This is a genomic window from Vreelandella titanicae (genome assembly GCF_014697095.1).
GTDB lineage: Bacteria > Pseudomonadota > Gammaproteobacteria > Pseudomonadales > Halomonadaceae > Vreelandella > Vreelandella titanicae.
Genome location: NZ_CP059082.1, coordinates 1,682,921 through 1,708,017, shown reverse-complemented (window position 1 = coordinate 1,708,017; position 25,097 = coordinate 1,682,921). Strand labels below are relative to the sequence as shown.

Sequence of the window (25,097 nt, the reverse complement as noted above, 5' to 3'; positions counted from 1 at the left end):
TAAAAAATTAACCGTAAAAAGCAGTCACCAGCCCCATGGAAATCCACGGCATATAGGTAATCGCCATTAGGCAGGCCAATACCACCAGCACAAAGCGCACCAGCCATGGCAGCATTTGATCGATCGAGATTTTGGCAACCGCACAGGCAGCAAAGAGGTTTACGCCGAGCGGCGGCGTAATCATGCCAAGCGCCAGATTAACCACCATCACCAGCCCAAAATGGACGGGGTGGATGCCAAACTGCATTGCAATCGGGGTCAATATCGGTGCCAACACCAGAATAGCGGCGGAAGTTTCGATAAACATGCCGACAACCAACAGCAATGCATTGACCACCAGCAAAAACATCAGAGGATCATTGATGGTATTGGTGACCAGGGTGGCGATTTGTGCAGGTAGCCCCGTGCGGCTAAGCAGAAAACTAAATAGCGAGGCCGCGGCAATAATCAACATAACGGCGGCGGTAGAGATCACGCTCTGGCGCATAATCGGCCACAGGTCATCGACCTTCAGTTCACGGTAGTAGAAACCTCCCACGATCAGGGCAAAAAACACGGCCACGGCGGAGGCTTCAGTCGGGGTAAATATCCCGCCATAGATACCGCCAATCACGACCACCGGCATTAGCATGGCCACCCAGGCACGCTTTACCGAGATCATAAATCCGGTGCTGTCTTTATAGTCGTCCTTGCCGTAACCGCGCACCTTGCAAAACAGGTAGAGAAAGAGTATCAGCGCGCTGCCAATCAATATGCCGGGGCCAATGCCGGCGAGGAACAGCTGACCAATGGACGTATCGGTACTCACGCCATACAGAATGAGAGGAATCGACGGGGGTATAAGCACACCCAGCTCAGCGGATGACGCCTGAATGGAGGCAGCCAATGGCTTTGGGTAGCCATGTTTCACCATCGCCGGAATCAGGATGGCGCCAATCGCGAAGGTGGTGGCCACACTGGAGCCTGACACCGCCGCAAACATCATGCAGGTCAGTACGCAGGACATGGCCAAGCCACCCTGCACCTTCCCCACGATAGATTTGGCTAAGTCCACCAAGCGCTGGGAGATGCCCCCTGCGGCCATCAAATTCCCGGCAAGAATAAAAAATGGGATCGCCATGAGCGGGAATTTATCAATACCGATAAACATCTGCTGCGGCACCAGCAACAGTGGCAAGCGAGTAAAGAATTCGATGCCGATAATTGACGCCAGGATAATCGAAATCGCGATCGGCACGCCGAAGGTGAATAGAATGATCAGCGACAGGCCAATAACCATATTCATGACTGCGCCCCTCCTTTAGGGAGATGGCCATCTTCAACCAACGCCTTCTCAGGAGTAATTTCGCTATTCTCCGGCCCTACCTTTTCACGTCCACTGAGCTGCGCTAAAAGCCGAGCCGCAACAGCCACAATGGCAAAACTTGAACCCGTGGGAATCGCCGCATAGGCCCACGACATCGAAATATTCATTCCCGACATTGTTTGATTGCTCACCCGCATCGTCATTTGGATGCCGTAATGGATCAGCACCCCAAGCACCAGCAGGCAGCACACCACAATGAGCACCTCTAAAAGAGTGAGAAAACGCGCAGGTACCACTTTATAAACGACCTCCACCGCCATCATGTAACCGCCCCGAAAGGTGGCGGCAGCGGCCATAAATACGCACCAGATCATGGCAGCGCGGGAGGCGACTTCCGTCCAGGTAGAAGGGGCGTTAAACACAAAGCGGGTGAGCACCTGATAAAAGCTGAGGGTTACCGATATCGCCAGCATCACCACTGCAATCAGCATTGCAAGCCGGGTTAACTGATGCTCAAAACGAAGAAATACCGCTAGCATAAGAGATCACCATGCCAAAGCGGCCTCCGGCTACGCCGAAGGCCGGGGAGGAAGAAGCGCTCAGCAACTGCTGGCTTTGTCCTGAATGCGCTCCAGCATTTCGGTGCCGTACTCAGAAGTAAATATCTCATAGGCGGGCTGAACCGCTTCCTGGAAAGGAGCAACATCAATGTCGGTCTTTACCGTCATACCATTCTCTTCCAGCAGCGCCACGCCTTCACGCTCTAGCCGCGAGACCTCTTCACGGGTTGCTTCAGCAGATGCGACAGCAGCTTCCCTAAACCAGCCACGCTCTTCGTCACTTAAGCCATCTAGCAGAATCGGCGACCCCAGGACGATGGCCGGCGAATAGACGTGCCCGGTTAATGAGAGATAATCCTGCACTTCCCAGAAGTTGGTGGCGACGATGACCGTAATCGGGTTCTCCTGGCCATCGACGGTACCCTGTTGAAGTGCCGTGAACAGTTCCGGGAAGGCCATCGGCGTTGGCCGAGCACCCATCTGACGGAAAGCCTCCTGATGCACCTCGTTCTCCATGGTGCGAACGCGCAGGCCTTCGGCATCTGCTGGTGTGGCAATTTCTCTCTGGCTATTGGTCAAATGGCGGAAGCCATTCTCTGTCCAAGCCAGGCCGATCAAATCATGATCGCCCATTTTTTCCAGTAGCTCGTCGCCAAGCTCACTATCCAGCACGCAGCGCGCCTGGTCGTAGTTTTCGAACAGGAACGGCAGGTCGAGCACATAGGTTTCGGGAACGAAGTTACCTAGCGGGCCGGTGGAGGTAATCACCACATCGACGGTGCCAATTTGCAAACCTTCGATCATCTCCCGCTCGCCACCCAGCGACCCCGAGGTGTGCTCGGTTACCGTAAATTCGCCATCAGACAAACGCTCCAGCGCCTCTTTAAAGGCATCTGCACCCACTGAGTAGTGGGAGCTATCAGAAAGGGTGTGCCCCAGGTTCACTTCCGTCGCCGCATGGGCTTGTAGTGCAATGCCAACGGTAGCAATACCGCTAATCGCCGCCACCAGGGCATGGCGTGTAATTGTGGGTGTCTTTGTAGAGTGTTGCTTAGTCATTGAAGTGCCCTCTTTATGTTGTTGTGAGGGTGGAGTGTGGAGCGACACACGCTATTGGTAGCGTCGCCCCAGGCTGTTGCCTACCTCGGGTGGCAGGCCGGAACTCACGACGGTTCAGTAACGAACGCATCAATAATCTGTTTAAAGTTGTCGTCGCCCACAAAACCAAGCTGCTTGGCTTTCGCGGTTTCAAAACGCGCAGGCCAGCTCGCCACAATGGCTTCAATGCGCGGGTCAGGCTCATGGCGTACCAGCGAAAGCGCTTTCTCGCCGGCCACATCGCGCAGTGCTGCCAGCATATCGGCTACCGTGACGGTAATGCCGGGTAGCATAAAGGCGCGAAAAGAGGCCAGGGCTTCGCTCGGCACTTCCGCACCATGAATCAGCGCCTCCACCACTTTGCCCGGTGACATCACAAACATCGGCAGCTCGGTAGGCACCGGGCAAACCGCCTCTTCGCCCTTGAGCGGCTCACGTAGGATGCTGGAAGCAAAGCTGGAGGCCGCAGCATTAGGGCGGCCGGGTCGAATCACAATCGTCGGTAGGCGCAGCACTAAACCATCAATGAGCCCTCGGCGGCTGTAATCGTTGATGAGCAGCTCGCACATGGCTTTTTGTGCACCGTAGGAGTTTTGCGGATGGAGTGCCGTCATATCATCCAGTACCTCCGGCAACTCACCGCCGTAGGCCGCCACGGAGCTGGCCATAATCAAGCGAGTATCGGATAGCTCCTGCTCCCGGCAGCCTTCCAGCAGCGCCCGTGTGGCATCGAAATTCACCCGCATACCGAGTTCCAAATCGGCTTCTGCGGCGGAGCTTACCACCGCCGCCAGGTGGTAGATCACATCAGGTCGCTGCTCTAACACGCTATCCAGTGCGTCGGGTTGGGTAATATCCAGCGCCACTGATGTCACAGCAACGCTTTCCGCTGCAGGCTGCGGCGCTTCGATCTGGTCAATCAGTGTCAAGCGCGTAATAGGCTGCTGGCGAAGCTCACCACGTTCAAGCAATTGCTTGACTAAACGCTGGCCGAGAAACCCAGCAGCACCGGTAATGGCAATATGCATCGTGAGGATCCTGTTGTAGTGTTGTTATTGTTCATTCAGTTGGGGCAGATTAGTGAGTGTCGATCAGTGTGTGATTAGGCCCCACGCCTCGCCCCACCCCAGCCCCGCGCGAGTGTCGACCTTAGGCCGATACTCGCAGCCAATCCAGCCGCTATAGCCCAGCGCACTTAAGCGCTCGAAGATGGCGGGATAGTGCACCTCCCCCACATCCGGCTCGTGGCGCCCGGGTACGCCTGCGACTTGAATATGCCCGATGGCGCTGAACTGGCGTTCAAGGTGGCGAATCAGGTCGCCGTCCATAATTTGGCAGTGGTAGAGATCAAACTGTAGCTTTAGATTTTCTGCCCCTACTTCTTCCAATACCGTCATGGCCTGGGCCTGGCGAGAGAGAAAAAAGCCGGGCATATCGCGCGTATTAATCGGCTCGATCAGTATCTCTCGGCCAACTTTCGCCGCCTCTTCCGTAGCAAAATGCAGATTGCGGATATAGGTGGCGTGGTGTTCAGCCTGGGTCGCGGCATCGGCATCTTCCGGGAGCAGCCCCGCCATGGCATGCACCCGAGGGCAGTTGAGCGCCTCGGCGTAACGTAGCCCTTCAATCACCGAGTCACGAAACTCCCCTTCTCGACCCGGCAGGCTCGCCAAGCCCCGCTCACCTGCTTCCCAATCGCCTGGCGGCAGATTAAACAGCACTTGCTCCAGTTGGTGCTTGTTCAGCGCATCTCTTAACTCATCGGCGGCATAGGCGTACGGGAACAGGTACTCAACGCCTTTAAAGCCCGCCTTCGCAGCAGCGGCAAAGCGATCCATAAAGGCGTGCTCGTTAAACAGCATGCTGAGGTTGGCGGCTAATCGAATCATCGTGGTGCTCTTGTTGTTCAGTACGTCATTGTTAAGTGCGTCGTTAATCCCGTGGAAAGCGCGCTTCCAGCTCCGCCACCTGTTCCGGCGTTAGCCCTCGCGGGTTTTCGCCCCTTAACAACAGGTAGAGCTTGGCGGTTTCTTCCAGTTCTTCGGTGGCGTAGATCGCTGCCTCGAGGTTTTTACCCGCCACCACCGGGCCGTGGTTGGCCAGCAATACCGCGCTGTGTTTGCCCGCTAATCCCCGCACTGCATCGCCCAGCTTGGGGTCGCCAGGAATGTGATACGGCACCAGCGGCAGTTTCCCCACCCGCATCACGTAGTAGGCGGTCAGCGGTGGAATACACTCGCAGGGGTCGACCTCCGGCAAGCAGGAGACCGCCACCGAGTGGGTAGAGTGTAGGTGCACAATCGCGCCGGATTGCGGGCGCTCCTCATACATCGCCATATGCAAAAACTGCTCTTTGGTGGGCGAGTCGCCACTCATCAGTTGGCCGTTACTGTCCAAATGAGAGATTCGCGCAGGATCCAGCCGCCCCAAGCATGCGTTAGTGGGTGTCATCAGCCAGCCGCCATCGTCCAGGCGCACGCTGATATTACCGCTAGAGCCCATGGTCAGGCCGCGGTCAAACAGCGACTTGCCCAGGGTGCTGATCTGCTCCCGCAAACTGTTTTGGGGATGGCGATGCAAGTGGATGCTCATACCAGCACCTCAAACGCCCGGGTAAAGAAATCGACACCACCAAAGTTGCCAGATTTCAGCGCCAGCGACAGCGGCACTTCGCGACCCGTCATGAAAGTTTGCGTCCAGGGCACGCCGGGGTCGATCTGCTCGCCAATGCGCAGAGTGGTAATGCCCAACGCCGAGACTACTGCACCTGATGTTTCGCCCCCGGCGACCAGCAACCGGCCAACGCCTTCATCTACAAGCTTGACAGCCAACTGGCTCAGCGCCTCTTCCACTAACGCACCCGCATGCGCAACGCCAAGGGCTTGCTGGGCGGCGTTAACCTTTTCAGTATCAGCCGAGGCATAGAGCAGTACCGGCGCCTCTTGAGATAAGCGCTTGCGGGCAAAGGCCAGCGCCTGCTCCTGCTGTTGTCCTTCTTCGGCCAACGCCAAGGGATCCAGGGCGAAGCCACCAGCAGGGTGCTTGGCCAGAAAATCCGCCACCTGGGACAGCGTGGCCCGGGAGCAACTACCGGAGAGCACCAGCGCCCCGCCCGAGGCAGGCGATAAACGCCCCGGCTCACTGATCGTGCCCAGCCAGCCCTGGGCACGATACTGGGCGGGCAACGCCTGCCCTAGCCCTGAACCGCCGGTAACCAAGGGCATCGCAACCGTAGCTTCGGCAAGTACATCCAGATCCTGCTCATCCAGGGAATCACAGATCACATGGCGACCCCCCTGATCTGCCAGTATCGTTAAGTGAGTGCGGGTCGCCTCTGCACCTTGAACCAGCACCGCGCGGTTGGCTAAGCCCACCGGGTGCGGCGTTTGGCGGGAGAGTACTCGCACGAGATCTGCGTCCTGCATGGGGTTCAGTGGGTGGTGCTGCATACCGCTGTCGTTGAGCAAGCGGTCGCCTACAAACAGATGGCCCTGATAGACCGTACGGCCGTTAATCGGGAAGGCGGGCACCATCACCGTCTGGTACGCGTCCAGGGCTTCCAGCAGCGCATCCGCCACCGGGCCGATATTGCCCTGTTCAGTGGAGTCAAAGGTGGAGCAGTACTTGAAGAACAGCTGCCGGGCGCCCTGCTGGCGAAGCCACTCAAGGGCAGCCAGTGAGTCCGCCACGGCTTCGTCTACTGGGCAGGAACGCGATTTCAGCGCCACGACCACTGCATCGATATCAGTGAGGTCAACCTCTTGCTGGGGCACGCCAATCACCTGCAGGCAGCGCATACCGCCGCGCACCAGGTTATTGGCAAGGTCGGTCGCTCCAGTGAAATCATCAGCAATGGCGCCCAGTACGATGCTCGCTCCCATCCCCATTTTATTCGTCTCCCTGGGCGTCGTTGGCAGCTTCTGGCAACTCGATGCCCGATAACCGCTGGTAGACTTTAATCACTGCCGAGTCATCTTCGCGACCAAAACCTGCACCGCTGGCAGCGGTAAACTGCTGCAGAGCGCTGGACGCTACCGGTGTTGCCAATGCCAGCTCGCGGCCGGTTTGATGCACAATGTTGAGATCTTTGACGAAGATATCCACCGCCGAAAGCGGCGTGTAGTCACCACTCAGGATATGCGGCACGCGGTTTTCGAACATCCAGGAGTTGCCCGCCGAGTGGGTAATGACGTCATATATCACCTCTGGGTCGAGCCCCATGCGAATGCCCAGCGCCATGGCCTCAGCAGCGGTGGCGATATGCACACCTGCCAGCAGTTGATTGACCAGTTTCATACTTGAGCCAACGCCAGGCGCATCGCCAAGGCGATAAACCTTGGCAGCCATGGCGTTTAGCACCGCTTCGGCGTAGGTAAATGCCTCCGTTGCCCCGGATGCCATTACCGATAGTTCACCACTTTTGGCTTTAGCAGCACCGCCGCTAATCGGCGCATCCATCAGCAGCAAGCCCTCTGCCGCCACACGCTCACCAAGCTGTTTGGCCTGACTGGGCGCCACCGTGGCGCACTGTATGATCAGACTGTCTCGAGCCAAGTGGCTTACCACACCCTGCTCACCGAACAGCACTTGCTCAACCTGCGCCCCGTTAACGACAACCACCAACACGATATGGCAGTGAGCAAGCTCGGCAGGAGTGGCTACGCTTTGCCCCCCTGCTGCCACGAAGGCATCGCGTGCCCCAGCGGAAATATCACACCCGGTCACATTAAAGCCCTGCTTGAGCATAGCGGTGGCCGTACCCATGCCCATGGCGCCCAGGCCAATAAGACCTACTTGAAGTGATTGCTTATCGTGTTGGCTCACCTAACGGCACCTCTTTGTTGTTGAGACGGTGGTTGAGACTGTTACTGAGAACGTTGTTGTGTTTGTTGCTATCGTCGCGGTGCAATTAGAAGCTAAATGGTAGCGCTGTCATGATAGCGCTACCATTCGTTTTAGATTATTGTTGGCGTTACGACAAGCTGAAAATCAGGGACGTGCGACCAATGTCTAAAGACTCGCCCAACGCTGCCTCTCCCAGCCCTGCCAGGCAGCGCCGAAGCTCCGACCAAGTCACGCTCAGCCAAGTGGCGCAAGCGGCAGGGGTATCACCGATTACCGCATCTCGAGCACTGAACAACCCTGATAAGGTCAGCGATAGTGCACGCCTGAGTGTTCTACAAGCCGTAGAGAAACTGGGCTACGTACCCAACTTGGTAGCCGGTAGTCTGGCCTCATCCCGATCACGGCTGATTGCCGTGATCGTGCCGTCACTGATCAATAGCGTGTTTGTGGAAGTCATCAAGGGGCTGCAGGAGACGCTGGAAGCCGAGGGCTACCAGATACTGCTAGGTAACACCGACTACGATCTAGACCGCGAGTATCAGTTGGTACGTACTTTTCTGGGCTGGTCATGCTCTGCACTGGTCACCGCTGGGCTGCGCCATAACAAGGCGTGTCATACGTTGCTGGCGAACTGGGATCACCCCATTATGGAGGTGATGGAGCTGGGCAAAGGCATGGATCTTAACGTTGGCCTGGATCACGTGGCGGCAGGTCGCTGCATGGCCGGCCATCTTATCGAAAAAGGCTACCGCCAGATTGTTTATGTAGGCGCCCGGCTCTCGCAGGATTATCGCGCCAGCATGCGTTACGAAGGCCATAAAGCGGTACTAAAGGAGAAAGGAATCGACGCCCCACTACTGGAACTAGATACCCTGGGCAGCCTACAGGTGGGCGCTGAAGGACTGGCCCAAGTGCTCGCGCAATACCCTCATACCCAAGCCATTCACTTTGCCAACGACGACCTGGCGGCAGGCGCCCTGCTGGCGGCTCAACGTCAAGGGCTAAGCGTGCCAGGGGATATCGCCATTGCCGGGTTTAACGGCCTGCCCCTTGGTCAGCATGTAACTCCTCAGCTCACTACCATTCTTTCACCCAGAGAAGAGATGGGCCGCTTAGCCGCCAAAGAACTCATTCGCCGGCTAAGCGGCAAGAACGTCTACCGCCGCCAGCACGATGTGGGCTTTACGCTCCAAACCGGCGGGAGTACTTAGGCTACCTCAGCGCTCATATCGCTGGCGGTTGACCAAGAATCTCCAAGCCTGATCCCAGCTCGTTTTCAATTGCCTGACCGATTGCCAGCAGGCTGGCGTCTTGCCACGGCCCGGCCAGCACTTGCAGGCCAACGGGCATACCTGCGGCGTCTTTCCCAACCGGCAGCGTTAAGGCACACAGGCCTAGGAAATTAGCGATCACGGTGTTGCGCAGAGCATGCATGTTGGCTTTGGGATAGGCGCCTTCTGGCTCGAGACTTTCGATAGTGGGCGGGGTAATCGCTACCGTGGGAGTAAGGACTGCATCTACATCGGCCATGCGAGCGGCAGCAGAGGCGGCAAGCGAGTCCAGCACCGTGCGACGACGCACATACTCCCAGGCAGGCATGTCATCTGCCGCTTTAACGCGGGCGGCGACGTTAGGATCCAGGGAGTCAATCATCTCGGGTAGCTCGGTGTTTAGAAACGCTGCCAATTCCGGCGCAGCCACACCGCCCAGCTTGAAGAGTTCGTACGCTTCGTCGATGCCGGGCAACTCGAGGGTCACTATTCGCGCCCCGGCGGCTTCCAGCTGCTTAATGGCACCGCGTACGGTTTCCGCGATACCTGGACTGCAGTCATCCCAGAAAAACGTTTCTGGCACCCCAAAGGTCAAACCGGCAAGCATTGGTGTTGCGGGCACTCGATCGTCCTGACCGCAAAGGCCGCCATCCAATGCATCGAACGCAAAGGCAAGGTCATCGACCCGACGCGCCAGTAATCCTGGGGTATCCAGCGTGCTTGAAAGCGGCACAATCTGCTCGGTCGACCAGCGCCCGGCAGTGGTTTTCAATCCCGCTACGCCGGTCATAGAGGCAGGAATGCGCACTGAACCGGCGGTGTCTGTTCCCAACGCCAAGCTTGCCGTGCCGCCCACTAACGAAACACCCGCGCCGGAGCTGGAGCCGCCAGGCGTGCGGTGCTGATGAACATCCCATGGATTGCGCGGCGCCCCCCAGTGGGCATTGGTACCCAAGCCGCCAAAGGCAAACTCAACGGAGTGGGTTTTACCCATCACAGAAGGCAGCTGTTTCAATAGCGTGCTCACCACCGGGCCGGGACGCTCCCAGCGCTTCGGCAGGCGTTGAGAAGAGCCCGCATAAGTGGGTAACCCCGTCACGGCGTAGATATCCTTGATCGATACCGCCATGCCCATTAGCGCCCCCGCATCACCGCCCTGAGCGAGCACCGCATCGGCCGCTTTTGCCATTGCCAGTGCCTGCTCGCCGTTCCAGGTGAGGTAGGCGTGGTCGTGTTTGCCGCGCTGTTGATAAGCCGCAATTGCCGCTTCGGCCAGCGCGGTAGCTTTCAGAGTGCCCGCCCGAAGCCGCTCGCGCTGCTCACGTAACGGTAGAAAAATGGGTGAATCCTGCATGCTTTATGTACCTCTTTGAGGGCTTAACGCACTTCAAAAATCGCTTCGACTTCCACCGCCGCATTGCCGGGTAGTGTCGCTACCCCGATGGCGGTTCTGGCGTGACGTCCTGCATCGCCAAACAGCGCGACAAAAAGCTCGGATGCCCCGTTAATTACCAGCGGCACATCGTGAAAGCCCGGCGCCACATTGACGAAGCCATTCATGCGCACGCAGCGCACCACGCGGGAGAAGTCGCCATCGACAGCATCGCTCAATTCAGCCAAGAGGTTTAAAGCACACGCCTGGGCCGCCAGTTTGCCGGTTTCAAGATCGAACTCACTCCCCACCTTGCCAGGATAGAGAACATCACCGTCACGTTCACAAATCTGGCCCGCTAAAAACAATTGGTTGCCCAACCGGGACCAGGGCAAAAACAGGCCACGCGGCGTTGGAATCGCCGGTAGTGTGAGGCCCTGCTCCGCCACCGCTTGTTCAATCTTTTTGCTCATGGTTCGTTGTCCTTATTAATGTCTTCAAGTGATTTATTAATAAATCAGTGAGGGCAGCCAGGTACTTAGCCATGGGACGTAGGTGATGATAATTAGCGCTATCAGCATCAAGCCAATCAACGGCAAGCAGGCCTTGAACACTTCCTGCAGCGACATTTTGGATATCGCCATGGCCACGAACAGGTTGAGCCCAACCGGCGGTGTAATCATTCCGACCGAGAAGTTAATCAGCGTAATTACCCCAAAATGCACCGGGTCCACGCCCACCTGAGCGGCAATAGGCTGCAGCAGCGGCGAGAGCACGATGATGGCCGAGGCGCTATCGAGGAAGAAGCCAGCAACGATCATCACGACATTAAACAGTGCCATGACCTGAAACGGATCGTCGGTCCACGACAGCACTTCGCCTGCCAACTGGCTGGGCGTACCGGTAATCGCGAGCAGCCAAGAGAAAGCAGAGGCCCCTGCGGTAATCAGCAGTAGCGTCGCGGAAACCAACCCCGAGCTTCTTAGCGTTCCCACCAGTTCCGTTACGTTAATGGTGCGATAGACCACCATGCCGACAAAAAGACCATATACGCAGGCGACCGCCGCTGACTCGGTCGGTGTAAAGACACCACTGTAGATCCCTCCCAGCAGAATCACTGGCAGCCCAAGGCCCCAGGCAGCATCTTTAAAGGCGACTAAAATTTGCCGCAGCGAAGGAAAGGGAGCGCGTTCATAGCCTTTGATGCTGCTAAAGACGATGCAGTAGGCGATGAGGATCGAGGCAATCACAATGGCGGGCAGCAGGCCCGCTGCAAACAGCCGCCCCACCGACGTACCGGTCACTGAGCCGTAGATAATCAACGCAATACTCGGTGGTACAATCGGCCCCAAGGTACCGGCGGTAGCGATCAACCCAATCGCAAAGCGCTTATCGTAGCCAGCAGCGACGAGTGCCGGAAACATGATCGAGCCAATGGCCACCACCGTGGCCGGGCTTGAGCCAGAAATGGCCCCGAAGAAGAGACAAGAGAGCACCGTGGCGGCTGCCAAGCCCCCTGGCACCCACCCTACCAGCGCCTTGGCAAGATTGATCAGCCGGTCGGAAAGCCCGCCAATGCGCATCAGTTCAGCCGCCAGGATAAAGAACGGGATCGCCATCAGCGAAAAGTTATTCATACCGGTAAACATGCGCATCGGCACGATGACCGGATTGGTGGCACCAAAGAATTCAATGGCAAGAAACACCGCCAATGCCAAGGAAGCAAAGATGGGCAGCCCGAGCAGTAGAACGGCAAAAAAGATCGGTAATAATGCAGTAATCATGGTCGCTCTCCAGGGGTTAAATGAGCTTATCCGAACCGGCTACAAGCTCTTCGGAGAGTCCTACCGGAGGCTTTTTCCAGACTTCACTGATGACCCATAGATAACGCAGAATCAGCAGCACACCGGATATGCCAATCGGTAGATAGAACCATGCCATTGGCAGGCGGAGTGCCGCAGTCAATTGGCCGCGATCCAGCGTACTGAAATAGAGCACAAAGCCGTAATAGGTCATGAAGCCAGCGAACACGATACCGATCAGTGCTGCGATCATGTGCAGCCAGCGGTTCACAGCGGGCGTAGCAATGGCATTCAGCACATCCACCGAAATATGCGTGCCATGGCGCACACCCATACTGGCGCCGACAAAACTCATACAGATAATGGAGTAAATAACGACTTCTTCAGCCCAAAATAGCGAACCGCTAAAGCCGTAGCGATACACGACTTGGATGGTAGTGAGGATGGTCGCAATCGACATGAAAACGACCATCGCCACACTTTCCAAGCGATCAAGACATTTGTTGAGCGCTTCGAACATGAGATATCCACACCCTGAAAGGGGTAAGAAGAGAGGAGCTAGGTCTTAGCAGACCCGCTGGATCAATACTCGATACCCACCGCGTCATATACCTTATGCAGCAGCTCGGTAGTGACGATTTCTTCGTACTCTTCGTGCACCGGCATGCTGGCTTCAATAAAGGCGCTGCGCTGTTCAGGGGTGAGCTCGTTGATCGCAATTTCGTCTTTGATCTCTTCCATGATGGTCTCTTCGTCCTGCAGCGTTAGCGCGCGTGACGTGTCTCGACCGTTATCGAAGGCTTCCAGCATGACCGCTTGAAGATCTTCCGGCAGCGAGTCCCAGGAGTCCTGATTTATTACCGCCGCATAGGCGTGGTAGGCGTGATTGGTCAGCGAGAGATAATCCTGCACCTCGTGGAAACGCATGGTGTAGATGTTGGCCAGTGGGTTTTCCTGCCCGGACACCACGCCCTGCTGCAAGCCGTTGTAGACCTCGGTAAACGCCATGGCGGTGGCGTTAGCGCCCAGGTTTTCATAGGTGGAGATAATGATCGGCGCCTGCATGGTACGCATGCGGATGCTGTCCATATCTTCGGGATTTTCGATCGGGCGGTCATTGTTGGTGATATGACGGAAACCTGCGCCCCAGAAGTTGACGCCGTACATATTATGGCCATTCAGGGTGTCGAGGATTTCGCGACCCACTTCACCATCCAGGGTTTCCACCATGGTGTCGTAATCGGCAATCAAGAACGGCAGATCCAAAATCTGCATGCGCGGTTCAAAGTTGCCCAGCGTGGCCGTTGGCGGGATACCGATATCGACCAGGCCCATCTGAATCTGCTCAATGATTTCAACGTCGCCCCCCACTTGAGCAGCGGGCAGTACGTTAATCTCAATACGACCGTCGGATTTCTCCTCTACCTCCTCTTTAAAGCGCAACGCCGCTTGGCCGTTTGGCGTTTCTTCAATCAACACGTGGGCGAAGCTGAAGGTATAGTCGGCCGCATGGAGTTGAGCCGCACTTAGAGAAGCGACAGCAATAGCCGCGGAGAGGGAGGCTTTTGTCAGCGTTAGTTTCATGTCCAGCACCTTATTTAGTTATGGTTAATTGCTTTTTAGTTTCCTGTTACTGCCGTTGAGCAAGGTTGAAAGGCCGCTCACGCCATCAAGCGTTCCATCGCATCCCCCAGCGCTTCGCGCGGGGTACTACTCAGCAGTAAGGCAAGTGCAAGCCTTGCCTTACGTGCGCTGATATCGTTGAGCGCGATCACCCCAGCCGAGACTAAATCGGCCAGGCTGCCGCTAAACTCATAACTGGTATTCACCGGCCCTTGAGCGCAACTACTCACGACCGCTACAAGGACACCTGCGCTAACCAATGCTCGTATTTCGTTCATCCAGCCAGGTGGCACGTGGCCCCGGCCTAAGCCATCGATCACCACCCCCTTCGCGCCACTCTCTAAGCAGGCTTTCAGCAGTGCTGGCGAGGCATCCAGATAGGCGGGCAGTAGATCGACACGCGGCAGCGGAACATCCCAGCCTTCAATGGGGGGCTCAATCGCAGTCCCTGTGTGATAAAGCTTGAGCCGTTGACCGTCGATATACCCCAGCGAACCAGCGCCGGGGGCATCAAATCCATGCAACTGGAAACTGCTCACCTTGCGGGCATAGCGCGCAGCAAACAGCGACTCGTTGAATACCACGACACAGCCAAGCTGACTCAGTTGGGGGCTGACCGCCGCCACGATGGCATCGCAGATGTTTTTAAAGGCGTCGGTACCTAACTGGTGAGGCGCCCGCTGGGAACCGGTGATCACACACGGTTTATCCGCTGGCAGCGTGAGCGATAGAAAGTAAGCGGTCTCTTCCAAGGTATCGGTACCGTGGGTAATCACCAGACCGTCCACATCGGCTCGCGACAATGCTCTCCGCCCTTGGCAATGGAGTTCAGCAAGATCGGCGAGAGTGACGGCATTACTGGGTTTCTGCAGGATCGACATCACTTCTAACGTGACGTCGACACCCTGCGGCAGCGCTACCTGATCCAGCAGCTGCTCGCCGCTTAGCTCCCCTGACTGGCTTCGGCCTGAATCACTGGGCTTGCTGGCAATAGTGCCGCCCGTGGTCAATACCACGATGTGCTTTTTGGTCATTCAGGTTCCCATCTTTTATGCTTTGCGTCACAGACAACAGACATCAGATGTCTGATTTCAGACTAGACTAAAGAACAAACCATTAGCAAGGCAGTCACTTAAAACAATGGAAAATAAGAATATGTCTTTTAAATATATGCAATCGGCTGTCTTAAGCCGCTAGGCTTAGGGCATTGATAAAATGCAGGAAACACCGATGAGCCACGCGAGGCCCTCATGAGTTTTAAACGCCAGCCCGAGATTAGCTCGACCCGTACAGCCTCTTTTGGAGATTCAATGGATCGCAGTTCAGTTGCGCTGCAACTGCTAGAGCGTATTAAAAGCGCTCTTATACGAGGCGACCTCAAGCCAGGGGATTACCTGCCCTCGGAAACGGAACTCACTCACACCCTGGGCATTGGTAAATCCAGCGTGCGTGAAGCCATCAAGATGCTGCAAGCGATAGGGATCGTTGAGGTCAAACGGGGTCAAGGCACCATGATCCGCCGCGAACCAGGCACGCCGCTCGTCGACCCGATGGCGTTCGGGATGATCCTGGCGCGAGGCATGACGCGGGATGTACTGGAGTTTCGCCGTATGTTCGAACCGGCTTACACGCTTCAAGCAATGAGCGGGGCAACGGCAGAGGATCATCAACGTATTCAGCAGAGTATCGACGCCATGGAAGAAGCCATCCGCGCGGGTGCTCAAACCTCCAAGCACGATATTGCCTTCCATCGCGCCATTCTGCACAGCACCCATAACCCCATGACCATCCGCGTCGGCGAAACCTTGCTGCAACTGATCGAAGCCGCACTGGAAACCTCTATGCGCTCACTACCGGAAACCGCCTTGAAGGACCATAAAGCTATCTATGCGGCCTTCAAAGCAGGCGATACCGCCGGTATTCATGCAGCGATAGCCGTTAGCAGCGAAAGCTGGGAAACCAACCTAACTTATGACAGTGACAGCGAATTAAATGCAGCACCCCGTTAAGGCTCTTCTTGTAACCAGGCGTCAAAAAAGGTCATAAATGCGCGCGCTTTGGCGGTTATGTGCCGCCCTGGCGGATAGACTGCATAGGCGCCGCCTTCCGGCAGTGTCCACTCTTCAAGCACACGCACTAAACGCCCAGCCGCGATCTCTGGCGCCGCGGTCATATCCGGCAATACGGAGAGACCGCCGCCAGCGACCATCAGTGCGACTAAGCTCACCGTTGAGTTGGCTGCCAACCCTGCGCTCATTTGCACCTCATACCGCTCATCGCGTCGCTGGAAAGCCCAAGTTAACGGTGCTTTTAACGGTGTAAAGGCGATCCACGCATGGTCTTCCAGCGCCTTGGGGTGTGAAGGCGTGCCGTAGCGTTTCAGATAATCAGGAGCAGCCACCACATGCTGTTGAAAAGTGCCTATTCGACGGGCGCGTAGCGTGGAGTCTTTTAGCCAGCCTAGACGAAACGCTAAATCGATGCCGTCCTGCACCATATCGCTTACTTGGTCGCCGCTACGTAGTTCTATATGCAGCGCAGGGTGCAAGCGGCTAAACGCCACTACCGCGTCGCTCAACACCCCGGCGGCGTAATCTTCGGGCGCCGTGATACGCAACTCACCGTGCAGCTGTTGGGTGTCGCTCACAGCACTGGCAAGCGCCCCCTGTAGATCTATTAACAGCGGGTGGCACTGATGGTAGAGCGCCTCTCCGGCCTGAGTGAGCTGAACCCGCCGAGTGGTGCGTAGGAACAGCGTGACACCCAGGCGCGTTTCCAGCTGCCGAATTTGCAGGCTGACACGGGTTTTCGTGCAGCCTAGCCGCTCCGCTGCTTTGGTAAAGCTGCCGGCTTCCACCAGAGCGACAAAGATCGGCAAACCGTTTAAATCGAACTCGTTGGCGGTGGTCATTCATCGCCCTACTGTTATGAAATCGATAACAGTAAATTACGTTAATCGCTATTTTTCAAATCAATAAAGCGTCCGACAATGCAGCGACAACCCACTTAAGGAGAACTGTTATGAAGATTGCACTGATTGGCGCTAGCGGATTCATTGGATCCGCCCTATTAACCGAAGCGCTCTCCCGCGGCCATCACGTGACGGCGTTAGTGACTCGGCCTGAACGGGTAGCGCCACAGGAGAATCTCACTACCGTTAAAAGTGATGTGTTAAATACCGAGGCACTTGCAGAGCAGCTACGCGGTGCCGAGGCCGTTATCAGCGCCTTTAGTGGCCATGCCCAAGAGGATGTTTACGGCTATTACCTCAAAGGCTTTCACTCGATTTTGTCAGCCACTCAACAAGCTTCCGTGCCTAGGCTACTGATAGTGGGTGGCGCGGCGACGCTCGAGGTAGCGCCGGGTAGGCTGTTGTTAGATGCACCGGGTTTTCCAGCAGAGTACCGGGCCACGGCGGAAGGGGCGCAAACGGCCCTTGAAACACTGCGTACGCAAACAACTCAAGCGTGGACGTTTCTCTCCCCCGCTGCTGAGATTTTCCCCGGCGAACGCACGGGCAACTTCCGGTTGGGCGGCGATACGCTACTGACCGATAGCGAAGGCAACAGCCGTATTTCAGTGCAGGATTATGCCATCGCCATGATTGATGAGCTGGAAAACCCACATAACACCAACCAACGTTTCTGCGTCGCGTACTGATCAAATCGCTATTTAAGTCGTTATGCCCCTCACTGGAGATAGGTGAGGGGTTGCCTCTTTCTTCTATTTCCCCGCCCACTTTTCCCGTTACCCTCACCTATTTACTCTTTCACCTTTTTGCTGAACTTATCGTTCATCGCCGTAAAACCATCAGTCATATTTAACAATGTTAATTAATCCAATCTCACTTGACCACACATTACTTAACAACTGTGTATTAAAAAATTACTTATAAGACATTTCTTACATAAGCATAGCGAATCTCTTACAAATGCTGTCAGCAATATCCTACATACGCAGTCGCCTATACCTTCAACAATCAGGTAAACACAAATAAAGAAATACTAAAAAACTTGCACACTTGTGACAGCTAATGAACTTATTAGGTTCAGAACCCATTACGCAGACATGCACGCACTAGACTCGCATTAACTGACCCAATTACTGCAAGGAAAACATCATGAAAGCCAACACCGAGCTCGTTAAGATAGGCAATCATTGCGTGCATGTAGAAATCTATCAACAGCCACAAAATACTGAAAGTATTATTATGGTCAACGGCGCGCTAGCTACTACCGCCTCTTTTACCAACTGTGTTAAATATTTGAGTGACGGGTTAAACGTTATCCTGTTTGACTTGCCTTTTGCTGGCCAGTCAAAACCACATAACCCTGTGGGTGGCATCATTACCAAGGAGGATGAAGTCAATATCCTCCTAGCTCTGATTGAACGTTACCAACCAACGTCGTTACTTTCCGTTTCTTGGGGAGGCTATGCCGCCATGATGGCATTGGCGCAATCCCCCTCATCGATTAAAAGAGCAGTGCTAGCCTCATTTTCAACTCAGCTTAACGACGGCATGCTGCGCTATATCAATGGTGCTCGCCATTATATTCAAATTGGCGATGTTAAAACCGCGGCTAACCTGCTTAATGAAGAAGTGGGCAAATACTTACCCCGCTTACTAAAATATATTAATTACCGGCATCTCTCACGGTTAGATGATCAAGAGCTTCAACAGGTCTGCTTTCATATTGAACAAATACTCTCCATGAACGACACCGACTACGAGCAGCTACTGGGTAATATTGAGATACCGACGCTGTTCGTGAATGGCAAACTGGATGAGTACACAACACCAGAAGACATCCTGACCGTCGACGACTATATGCCGAAATGCGAGTTCGAAGTCGTGCCCAATGCAGGGCACTTTCTTGACCTTGAGCATGCTGACGCACGGCAGCGAATGGAAAAAATCCTGCGCGGCTTCTTGATTCCTAGCGAGTTTGAAAGTCAGGTTGCCTAACCACTTTCGTTACCCCATTACATGGCCTCACTAAGCAAGAGTGTGGTCATGTAATCTTTAGCACCATCACGCTAAAAAATCATTACCGCTCAAAAGCTAATGATAATTCATTACCACTCACCCCTCACGAAACGCCTCCACCACCCGCTCAGCCAATACCTCGCTGGCATCACCACTGCCTGCACGCTTCACCAGCGCTACTTGATAATCCCCTAGCGGTGGCAGTGACTCGTTGTGGAGACGCTTGAGCGGTGGTCGAATCAAGCTTTTTGGAAAAGCCGTCACGGCCAGATCGGCCAGCATGGCCGCTTCCTGCCCGGCACAGTGGTCGCAGGAGTAAGCGATTCGGTAAGCAATCCCCGCTTGATCAAGGGCATTAAGGGTAATTCTGCGCCACGCACACCCCTGCTGGGCCAGGGTCACAGGCAGTGGCGTTCGCTGCACGGCAACGCCATCCTCACGGCCCGCCCACACTAGCGGTTCGCTGTGGACGATTTCTCCCCGTGCCGCCTGACCAAGTCCTCCGGCCATCACCAGGGCCAAGTCAAGCTCGCCTTCATCCAGCCTAGCGAGAAGGTCTTTGCTACGTCCCACTTCCACATCGACCTGCACTGCCGGATGTGAACGTGCAAACTGGGCGAGCACCGTCGGCAGGATACGCCCGACGACATCATCCGTTATCCCCAGCCCCACACGCCCTTCTATGGTGGGGGCTAAAAACTGTGTGACGGCTTCCGCATTGAGCTTAAGCAGCCGCCGCCCATAGCCCAGCAGCACTTCCCCTTCGGCAGTCAGGCGTACGTGCCGCGCCTCGCGCACAAACAGCGTTTGCCCGAGCGTCTCTTCCAGGCGTTTGATCTGCATGCTTAGCGCGGAAGGGGTACGAAACAGCTGCTGGGCGGCACGGGTGAAGCTGCCGCTCTCCGCAATTGTCACGAAGGTGCGCAACACCTCGCTATCCAGTAGCGGTAAGGCAGCTCGGCTGGGAGCTATGGTCGATAGTTGATTCATCACGCCCACCTTTCAGAAAAACTTAACACTCAGTGTAGATCTTTTCGTTTGATTGATCCAGGGCAAAGTACCAAGCTGATAACCAGAGGTCGCGATCCTCCCATTTATTAATCACTGATCACAGCTGCCCAGTTAGCGCCCTGGCGCCATTGACTGTACAGCCGTTGTGAATAAAAGGAGGTGCGCGATGAAGTATGAAGAGCTTACCCAACATGCCCATACCGCCTGGGAAAAAGCTAGCCAATTGGCGCCGCCGCCCAAGCCGCCGCAACTACAGTTTTACATGCCGGCCATGCCGTCGATGCGGCTAATTCGCACGTTGGATATGGGCATGTGGCACTGCCGGCGGCGGTGGCTTTTCCGCCGTCATATAGTGCCGCTGCTGGCCTACGACGACCAATTACTGCAGGATATTGGTCATAGCCGCGAAGATATTCTCTGGGCCAGCCAGCTTCCACTGAAGGTCGATGCCATTCACGCGTTAGAAACTCGGCAGAAAACGCGTCAGGCTCATCACTAGAATAAAAAAGCTTCGAACCTAAGAGAGGTTCGAAGCTTTAATATAGTGGCGTCTTATCGCGGCAGCGCTTTGCCTCAGCGCGTGATTTTAAACCCCTATTGGCCCGCCATCGCGCTTCTGAATAACAACGGTCGACGCCCGAGGGCGTACTTGGCCGCTGGCCGCAACGGTGGCGTCTTGCACTAGCTCGCTACCATCCGCGGGCCAGTTACCGGGGTGCTGAATGTTAATAAACAGCGCGGTTTTATCCGGCGTGGCAAAAATACCGGTGACTTCACAGCCGTTCGGCCCTACCGCAAAGCGCTTAAGTTGCTGCTGGTTGCTGCTGTTAATCACCGGGCCGGTTCCCTGGATGTCGTCTAGCCCATTCGGTACCACGGCAAGCAGCTGATCGTTGGTGTACTCGGTTACTCCATCATAACCGTTATCGGTTTGGATCCAGAGGATACCCTGACCGTCCTCTCGCTCGTCGAACCAGAGCCCATCGGGACTGGCGAACTGATTCATTTCTGTCAGGCCCGAGTGATTATCGGCATCGTCAGCGGCCGCGCCAAACACAAACACCTCCCAAGTAAAGGCGTTGGGCAACCGGCTTTCGCGCCAGCGAATAATATGCCCTGCTTCGTTATTGGCGCGAGGGTTGGCGGCATTGGTGGGCGCTAAATCGTAACCAACACCTACTTGTTCCAGATGCTCACCGTCATTAGTGTAAGTTGGGGTTGTCTCTTCAGCGGTACGCTGAGTGTTATTGGTTAGGGTGAGATACACCTCGCCGGAGGCAGGATCGACGGAAGCCCACTCAGGGCGGTCCATTGGCGTGGCACCCAACAAATCCGCTGCATCGCAGGTGTTGATGATGATACCTGCCGCATCGTCGTCGGCTAGCCCCAACGCCGCCGCCAGCGTGCGGCCATCGCGCGTTTGAGCACTAGGCGTTAGCGGTAGCCACTCACCGCTGCCATCGGCATGGAAACGAGCCACATAGAGGGTGCCGTTATCCAAATATTTGTTGCCAATGGCAAGACGATCATACTCTTCCCCTGGACGGTTGGCATCGGCGGGATCCCAGGCAGCATCAGAAACATATTTATATACGTACTCGTTGCGGGAATCGTGCCCCGAGTAGTAAACCACTGGCTGACCGGCTTCCAGCTTGCCTAACCAACACCCTTCATGGCGGAAACGGCCAAGTGCCGTACGCTTAACCGCCAATGCATCACTATAGGGGTCGACCTCCACCTGGTAGCCGAACGTGCGTGCTTCGTTGCGATAATCATCTTCAGCACGCTCGCCGCGCGGGGTAATGTCGAAGCGAGCAAATTCGTCATTCTGTTCAGAGGCGTCTCCCGCCGAAGTATCCCAACCATAGCGGCTTTTAGCGGTGGGAATACCAATCCGCGCGTCGTCCTGGAAGCGTTCGCCATGATTAACGAACACATTGGGCCAGTTCTCTTCACAGGCAATATAGGTGCCCCAGGGCGTTACCCCGTTACCACAGTTATTGTTGGTACCACGGGTTTGGGTACCCTCAGGCGAAAAGCGCGTTTTGACGTAGTCACTGCCCGCCACTGGCCCGGAAAGTTCCATCACCGTCGCACTGGTGAGGCGACGGTTATAACGCGAACCCGGCACATGCGCCCATTGGCCACTGGCGTTCTTTTCGACCTCAACAAGGGTGACACCGTGAGCGTTGATCTCAGTGCGCGACTCAGCTGCTGGCCGCTGGCCCTCATCCGCATTAGTGGGGCCTCCTTGGGGCGCCCATAGCGCTGCTTGGTCGATATACTCATTGTTGAGCGCCAGCACAAAACGGCGCGAGGCGTTGTCGGTATCCAGGGCAAAACCGGCCATGCCGTCATGGTGCATGCCCACACTCTCCGCCTGACGCTCAGCGGTCATCGACTGCTCGGGCTGCCAGGTAACATTTTGGTTCAGCGGCGTGCCCCACGGCACCAAGACTTGGGCCACATAACCTTCCGGCACCACCACGGCATCGGTGCGTGATCCTTGAACCGCCTCAAACGCCAGTGTCAGGGGTGTTTTTTGGCTGCTGCTTGAGGCAAGCGCTTGAGCAGCGCCACCAAAACTAAGCATCGAGGCAGCCGCCATGCTCAAACCACCGCGCATCACATCACGCCGGGATACATGACGCGCCAATACTTCCGCGAAAGGTTGGTTGCCGCTGTGGTTAAACAGGCGATGATCTTCGATCTCTTTACTCATTTTAGTCTCCCCCTGATCGTTTGTAGGTCAACGATTGAACGTTACGAGACACTAAAGAAGCTTAATGACAGCACGATGACGGAGCGCCTGCATTTAGATGAAGAAAGGTCGAATGCTAGTCACTTTTACTCCCCAAACCCTATTGAGGGATGTCTGCAACTCTGCTAAATTAACGCTAATAGTTATCATTAACACAGGAGTTACTCTCTCATGCAGTTACCCGCTAAGGGCACTGGCCAGGGAGATACGTCGGCCTCGACGACCCGCGAGGTGGCCCACGAGGTGAATAGCAAAGAATTACTTGGCAACTCAGACCAGTTGGTTATCCACCATGAACAGCGCCGCTATGTGTTGCGCCGTACTAAAAGCGGCAAGTTAATTCTTAACGCCTAAAGCTCTTAATATTTCAGCCCCTGATTAATTTAAAGACTTATACAGCAAAGCCAGCCAGGTAGCCCATCGCACCCAGCCAGCGACCTCTTCCACTTATCCCTGTTGGAAATCTCTGGCTTATGAACCACACACGCGCTTTTGGTGGCCTCTTTTTAACGCTGCTTCCACTGTTAACCGCCCAAGCAGACGACGCCGAGCTTAACCCAGTGACGGTCACCGGCACCCGAGCGCCTACGGACCTTTCACGGGCACCGCTGATTATCGATATTATTGATCGCGATGATGCTGTGCTGGCCACCGCCAGCCGGGTTGAAGACGTACTTAGCCGCCAACCCGGCCTACATGTGGCTGGCCAAGGGCGCCGAAATGGCCAAACCTTAGGTATGCGCGGCTTTGGCAGCAAAGGGGTGCTGGTACGTTTGGATGGCGTTCGTCAGGATATCTCCACCGGCCACATCGGTAACTTCTTTCTCGACCCTGGCCTGATTCAAGAAGTACAGATAGCACGCGGTGCGCTCTCCAGCTTGTACGGCAGTAATGCCATGGGCGGTGTCGTCAGCTTCACCAGTGTGAATGCCAACGACCTGCTTGCCCCCGGCGAAGATAGCGGCGTACGCCTTTCCGTAGGCGGTGCGACGGCCAGCAACGAAATGCGGGGGAGCCTGACTGGCTTCGGCCGCCGCAATACCGCCAACGGCCTGGTGGATGGCCTGTTTTCAATCGGCCGCAGTGAATCCGGCGATATTCGCCGCGCCGGGGGCGATGAAGCCGAAGAGGATGCAACGCTCAATAGTCTGCTGCTAAAAGGCGGTTGGGAGCCAAACGACGACCAGCGGGTATTTATCAGCTGGCAGCACTACGACGAACGCGCCACCCAGCCCGCCAACCCACAACAGCTTTCAACCGATGCCAGCAATCCGCTGCGCGACCGCGATGTGGAAAGCAACAACGTCCAGTTGGGCCACCGCTGGCAGCCCAGCGCTGCCACCGAAGTCACTTCGCAGCTTACCTTTAGCCAGCAGGATATCGACGAGCCCGAGGCCAACCGCACCCTAGAGCGCGTCGGGCTTCAGAGCGACGGCTTCCACACTATGGATCACGGCTGGCTCTCGCAAACGCTGGTGTTCGGTGCCGAACTGGAGCAGGCCCGCCAACGGCCAAGTGGCGATGCCAATGGCTTTCCTAAAGCCGATATCGATACCCAGTCAGCCTATCTCGACACTACTCTTACCGCTGGTCGCTATTTAGCCGATGGCGGCGCCGGGCAGTTTGATATTGGCCTGGGAGCCCGCTACGACCGTTACGACGCCAGCGGCCAAAATGAATCCGATAGCGTCCACGACCAAGTGTCACCGCGCTTTCGTCTTGCCTGGCGGCCCGATGACGCCTTGATGCTGTTTTCGGGCTACGCTGAGGCCTTCCGCGCTCCTAGCCTATCCGAGCTTTACGCCAACGAGCGCCACTTTGCCGGTTTCTGCGCCGGGCCAGCCTTCTGCACACCGGACAATTACTGGATTCCCAACCCTAGTCTCTCGCCTGAATCCAGCCACACCTGGGAAAGCGGCGTGGTCTGGCATCAGGGCGACTGGCAGGTTCGTGCCAGCTACTTCGACACCCGCGCCGACGATTTTATCGACACCCACGTCGACATCATGGCGGGCACCACCCAGGCAGTGAACGTTCAGCGCGCCCAGCTATGGGGCTATGACGCCCGGGTGACCTGGCAGCCCAGCACTTTCCCGCTACTCACAAGCTTTGTGGGCCTTTCGGAAGTCTCCGGTAAAGACCGCGATTCTGGCGAGCCCCTAGGCAGTCAAACACCGTTGGAAGCCACCCTGGGAAGCGAGGTGGTTCTGTATAACAGCGATATCCGCCTGGGCTGGCAAGCGCGTTTTGCCCAATTTTTCGATAAGCAGGGCGATGACGAGCGCCTGCCCGGCTATGGGTTGCACGATGTGCATCTCGCTTGGCAAATCACCCCGGCCGTGGATACCTCGCTGCGCCTTGCCAATATTGGCGACAAGGTGTGGTACCGCCCCGACGGCAGCCTGGGCGATGGGCGCAGCCTGTTCGCCACCCTCAACTGGCAGTGGTAAATCCACGCAGT

Annotated in this window: 24 protein-coding genes; 7 read left to right on the top strand and 17 right to left on the bottom strand. The window is 56.1% G+C overall.

The window, feature by feature from the left end:
• Positions 1-7: 7 nt before the first annotated feature.
• The 8 genes from HZS52_RS07950 to ltnD all read right to left on the bottom strand — a co-directional run bounded on the left by HZS52_RS07950 (position 8) and on the right by ltnD (position 7,788).
• On the bottom strand, positions 8-1,285 hold the full coding sequence (locus HZS52_RS07950; RefSeq protein WP_138799267.1) for a TRAP transporter large permease: 1,278 nt from the start codon (positions 1,283-1,285) through the stop codon (positions 8-10).
• Positions 1,282-1,845 (bottom strand): TRAP transporter small permease, encoded by a 564-nt coding sequence (locus tag HZS52_RS07945; protein WP_009285964.1) that lies wholly within the window; start codon positions 1,843-1,845, stop codon positions 1,282-1,284. Before HZS52_RS07945 ends, HZS52_RS07950 begins: the two co-directional genes overlap by 4 nt.
• A 60-nt stretch (positions 1,846-1,905) precedes the next feature.
• A complete protein-coding gene (locus tag HZS52_RS07940; RefSeq protein WP_159177477.1) occupies positions 1,906-2,925 on the bottom strand; it encodes a TRAP transporter substrate-binding protein in 1,020 nt (339 codons plus the stop codon).
• A 104-nt stretch (positions 2,926-3,029) separates the two neighbouring features.
• Positions 3,030-3,992 (bottom strand): D-erythronate dehydrogenase, encoded by a 963-nt coding sequence (gene denD, locus HZS52_RS07935; RefSeq protein WP_190374500.1) that lies wholly within the window; start codon positions 3,990-3,992, stop codon positions 3,030-3,032.
• A gap of 63 nt (positions 3,993-4,055) precedes the next feature.
• The gene (gene otnI / locus HZS52_RS07930; RefSeq protein ID WP_190374499.1) at positions 4,056-4,853 is read right to left on the bottom strand and encodes a 2-oxo-tetronate isomerase; all 798 of its coding nucleotides are present in this window, start codon (positions 4,851-4,853) and stop codon (positions 4,056-4,058) included.
• A 43-nt stretch (positions 4,854-4,896) separates the two neighbouring features.
• Positions 4,897-5,556, bottom strand: a complete 660-nt coding sequence (gene otnC, locus HZS52_RS07925; protein WP_190374498.1) for a 3-oxo-tetronate 4-phosphate decarboxylase — start codon at positions 5,554-5,556, stop codon at positions 4,897-4,899.
• On the bottom strand, positions 5,553-6,851 hold the full coding sequence (otnK, locus tag HZS52_RS07920) for a 3-oxo-tetronate kinase (protein ID WP_190374497.1): 1,299 nt from the start codon (positions 6,849-6,851) through the stop codon (positions 5,553-5,555). Before otnK ends, otnC begins: the two co-directional genes overlap by 4 nt.
• A 1-nt stretch (position 6,852) precedes the next feature.
• A complete protein-coding gene (gene ltnD, locus HZS52_RS07915; RefSeq protein ID WP_190374496.1) occupies positions 6,853-7,788 on the bottom strand; it encodes an L-threonate dehydrogenase in 936 nt (311 codons plus the stop codon).
• A 182-nt stretch (positions 7,789-7,970) separates the two neighbouring features.
• Here ltnD and HZS52_RS07910 point away from each other — a divergent pair, with 182 nt between their 5' ends.
• The gene (locus HZS52_RS07910; RefSeq protein ID WP_190374495.1) at positions 7,971-9,020 is read left to right on the top strand and encodes a LacI family DNA-binding transcriptional regulator; all 1,050 of its coding nucleotides are present in this window, start codon (positions 7,971-7,973) and stop codon (positions 9,018-9,020) included.
• 13 nt (positions 9,021-9,033) lie between these two features.
• Here the strand turns inward: HZS52_RS07910 and HZS52_RS07905 are convergent, their stop codons facing one another.
• From HZS52_RS07905 to HZS52_RS07880, 6 genes are all read right to left on the bottom strand, one after another.
• A complete protein-coding gene (locus tag HZS52_RS07905) occupies positions 9,034-10,434 on the bottom strand; it encodes an amidase (protein WP_190374494.1) in 1,401 nt (466 codons plus the stop codon).
• Between the two features lie 23 nt (positions 10,435-10,457).
• Positions 10,458-10,925, bottom strand: a complete 468-nt coding sequence (locus HZS52_RS07900) for a RidA family protein (RefSeq protein WP_190374493.1) — start codon at positions 10,923-10,925, stop codon at positions 10,458-10,460.
• Between the two features lie 36 nt (positions 10,926-10,961).
• Positions 10,962-12,236 (bottom strand): TRAP transporter large permease, encoded by a 1,275-nt coding sequence (locus HZS52_RS07895; protein ID WP_190374492.1) that lies wholly within the window; start codon positions 12,234-12,236, stop codon positions 10,962-10,964.
• A gap of 16 nt (positions 12,237-12,252) precedes the next feature.
• Positions 12,253-12,774 (bottom strand): TRAP transporter small permease, encoded by a 522-nt coding sequence (locus tag HZS52_RS07890; RefSeq protein WP_190374491.1) that lies wholly within the window; start codon positions 12,772-12,774, stop codon positions 12,253-12,255.
• Positions 12,775-12,836: 62 nt separating this feature from the next.
• Positions 12,837-13,838: a TRAP transporter substrate-binding protein gene (locus HZS52_RS07885; RefSeq protein WP_179915540.1), complete on the bottom strand. Its 1,002-nt coding sequence runs from the start codon at positions 13,836-13,838 to the stop codon at positions 12,837-12,839.
• 77 nt (positions 13,839-13,915) lie between these two features.
• Entirely contained in the window at positions 13,916-14,911 is a 996-nt protein-coding gene (locus HZS52_RS07880; RefSeq protein ID WP_027957126.1) for an asparaginase, read from the bottom strand.
• A 276-nt stretch (positions 14,912-15,187) separates the two neighbouring features.
• Here HZS52_RS07880 and HZS52_RS07875 point away from each other — a divergent pair, with 276 nt between their 5' ends.
• Positions 15,188-15,886, top strand: a complete 699-nt coding sequence (locus HZS52_RS07875) for a FadR/GntR family transcriptional regulator (protein ID WP_223828087.1) — start codon at positions 15,188-15,190, stop codon at positions 15,884-15,886.
• Here HZS52_RS07875 and HZS52_RS07870 read toward each other — a convergent pair.
• Complete coding sequence (locus tag HZS52_RS07870) at positions 15,883-16,788, bottom strand: LysR family transcriptional regulator (RefSeq protein ID WP_190374489.1); 906 nt, start codon at positions 16,786-16,788, stop codon at positions 15,883-15,885. The genes HZS52_RS07875 and HZS52_RS07870 overlap by 4 nt on opposite strands.
• 110 nt (positions 16,789-16,898) lie before the next feature.
• Between HZS52_RS07870 and HZS52_RS07865 the strand changes: the two genes are divergently transcribed.
• Both HZS52_RS07865 and HZS52_RS07860 read left to right on the top strand, forming a co-directional pair.
• Complete coding sequence (locus HZS52_RS07865; protein ID WP_190374488.1) at positions 16,899-17,537, top strand: NAD(P)-dependent oxidoreductase; 639 nt, start codon at positions 16,899-16,901, stop codon at positions 17,535-17,537.
• A 460-nt stretch (positions 17,538-17,997) separates the two neighbouring features.
• Complete coding sequence (locus tag HZS52_RS07860) at positions 17,998-18,843, top strand: alpha/beta fold hydrolase (RefSeq protein ID WP_190374487.1); 846 nt, start codon at positions 17,998-18,000, stop codon at positions 18,841-18,843.
• A gap of 117 nt (positions 18,844-18,960) precedes the next feature.
• Here the strand turns inward: HZS52_RS07860 and HZS52_RS07855 are convergent, their stop codons facing one another.
• Positions 18,961-19,854: a LysR substrate-binding domain-containing protein gene (locus HZS52_RS07855; RefSeq protein WP_190374486.1), complete on the bottom strand. Its 894-nt coding sequence runs from the start codon at positions 19,852-19,854 to the stop codon at positions 18,961-18,963.
• Between the two features lie 187 nt (positions 19,855-20,041).
• Here HZS52_RS07855 and HZS52_RS07850 point away from each other — a divergent pair, with 187 nt between their 5' ends.
• Complete coding sequence (locus HZS52_RS07850; RefSeq protein WP_190374485.1) at positions 20,042-20,374, top strand: hypothetical protein; 333 nt, start codon at positions 20,042-20,044, stop codon at positions 20,372-20,374.
• 87 nt (positions 20,375-20,461) lie between these two features.
• Here HZS52_RS07850 and HZS52_RS07845 read toward each other — a convergent pair whose 3' ends face one another.
• Positions 20,462-22,597, bottom strand: a complete 2,136-nt coding sequence (locus tag HZS52_RS07845; RefSeq protein WP_190374484.1) for a PhoX family protein — start codon at positions 22,595-22,597, stop codon at positions 20,462-20,464.
• Between the two features lie 210 nt (positions 22,598-22,807).
• On the opposite strand from HZS52_RS07845, the gene hemP reads away from it, so the two are divergent.
• Together hemP and HZS52_RS07835 are read left to right on the top strand one after the other, a co-directional pair.
• Positions 22,808-22,990, top strand: coding sequence for a hemin uptake protein HemP (hemP, locus tag HZS52_RS07840; RefSeq protein WP_141440563.1), 183 nt, complete (start codon positions 22,808-22,810; stop codon positions 22,988-22,990).
• 119 nt (positions 22,991-23,109) lie between these two features.
• Positions 23,110-25,086 carry a TonB-dependent receptor domain-containing protein gene (locus HZS52_RS07835; protein ID WP_190374483.1) on the top strand — a complete coding sequence of 659 codons (1,977 nt, stop codon included), beginning with the start codon at positions 23,110-23,112 and terminating at the stop codon, positions 25,084-25,086.
• Positions 25,087-25,097 lie beyond the last annotated feature (11 nt).

Bases quoted from the DNA above. Each gene is read 5' to 3' on its own strand.
- HZS52_RS07875 (WP_223828087.1), top strand. From the start codon at position 15,188: ATGGATCGCAGTTCAGTTGCGCTGCAACTGCTAGAGCGTATTAAAAGC.
- HZS52_RS07870 (WP_190374489.1), bottom strand. From the start codon at position 16,788: ATGACCACCGCCAACGAGTTCGATTTAAACGGTTTGCCGATCTTTGTC.
- HZS52_RS07940 (WP_159177477.1), bottom strand. From the start codon at position 2,925: ATGACTAAGCAACACTCTACAAAGACACCCACAATTACACGCCATGCC.
- otnK (WP_190374497.1), bottom strand. From the start codon at position 6,851: ATGGGGATGGGAGCGAGCATCGTACTGGGCGCCATTGCTGATGATTTC.
- HZS52_RS07890 (WP_190374491.1), bottom strand. From the start codon at position 12,774: ATGTTCGAAGCGCTCAACAAATGTCTTGATCGCTTGGAAAGTGTGGCG.
- HZS52_RS07855 (WP_190374486.1), bottom strand. From the start codon at position 19,854: ATGAATCAACTATCGACCATAGCTCCCAGCCGAGCTGCCTTACCGCTA.
- hemP (WP_141440563.1), top strand. From the start codon at position 22,808: ATGCAGTTACCCGCTAAGGGCACTGGCCAGGGAGATACGTCGGCCTCG.
- HZS52_RS07835 (WP_190374483.1), top strand. From the start codon at position 23,110: ATGAACCACACACGCGCTTTTGGTGGCCTCTTTTTAACGCTGCTTCCA.
- HZS52_RS07885 (WP_179915540.1), bottom strand. From the start codon at position 13,838: ATGAAACTAACGCTGACAAAAGCCTCCCTCTCCGCGGCTATTGCTGTC.
- HZS52_RS07880 (WP_027957126.1), bottom strand. From the start codon at position 14,911: ATGACCAAAAAGCACATCGTGGTATTGACCACGGGCGGCACTATTGCC.
- HZS52_RS07945 (WP_009285964.1), bottom strand. From the start codon at position 1,845: ATGCTAGCGGTATTTCTTCGTTTTGAGCATCAGTTAACCCGGCTTGCA.
- HZS52_RS07900 (WP_190374493.1), bottom strand. From the start codon at position 10,925: ATGAGCAAAAAGATTGAACAAGCGGTGGCGGAGCAGGGCCTCACACTA.
- denD (WP_190374500.1), bottom strand. From the start codon at position 3,992: ATGCATATTGCCATTACCGGTGCTGCTGGGTTTCTCGGCCAGCGTTTA.
- otnI (WP_190374499.1), bottom strand. From the start codon at position 4,853: ATGATTCGATTAGCCGCCAACCTCAGCATGCTGTTTAACGAGCACGCC.
- HZS52_RS07860 (WP_190374487.1), top strand. From the start codon at position 17,998: ATGAAAGCCAACACCGAGCTCGTTAAGATAGGCAATCATTGCGTGCAT.
- HZS52_RS07845 (WP_190374484.1), bottom strand. From the start codon at position 22,597: ATGAGTAAAGAGATCGAAGATCATCGCCTGTTTAACCACAGCGGCAAC.
- HZS52_RS07865 (WP_190374488.1), top strand. From the start codon at position 16,899: ATGAAGATTGCACTGATTGGCGCTAGCGGATTCATTGGATCCGCCCTA.
- HZS52_RS07910 (WP_190374495.1), top strand. From the start codon at position 7,971: ATGTCTAAAGACTCGCCCAACGCTGCCTCTCCCAGCCCTGCCAGGCAG.
- HZS52_RS07895 (WP_190374492.1), bottom strand. From the start codon at position 12,236: ATGATTACTGCATTATTACCGATCTTTTTTGCCGTTCTACTGCTCGGG.
- otnC (WP_190374498.1), bottom strand. From the start codon at position 5,556: ATGAGCATCCACTTGCATCGCCATCCCCAAAACAGTTTGCGGGAGCAG.
- HZS52_RS07850 (WP_190374485.1), top strand. From the start codon at position 20,042: ATGAAGTATGAAGAGCTTACCCAACATGCCCATACCGCCTGGGAAAAA.
- HZS52_RS07950 (WP_138799267.1), bottom strand. From the start codon at position 1,285: ATGAATATGGTTATTGGCCTGTCGCTGATCATTCTATTCACCTTCGGC.
- HZS52_RS07905 (WP_190374494.1), bottom strand. From the start codon at position 10,434: ATGCAGGATTCACCCATTTTTCTACCGTTACGTGAGCAGCGCGAGCGG.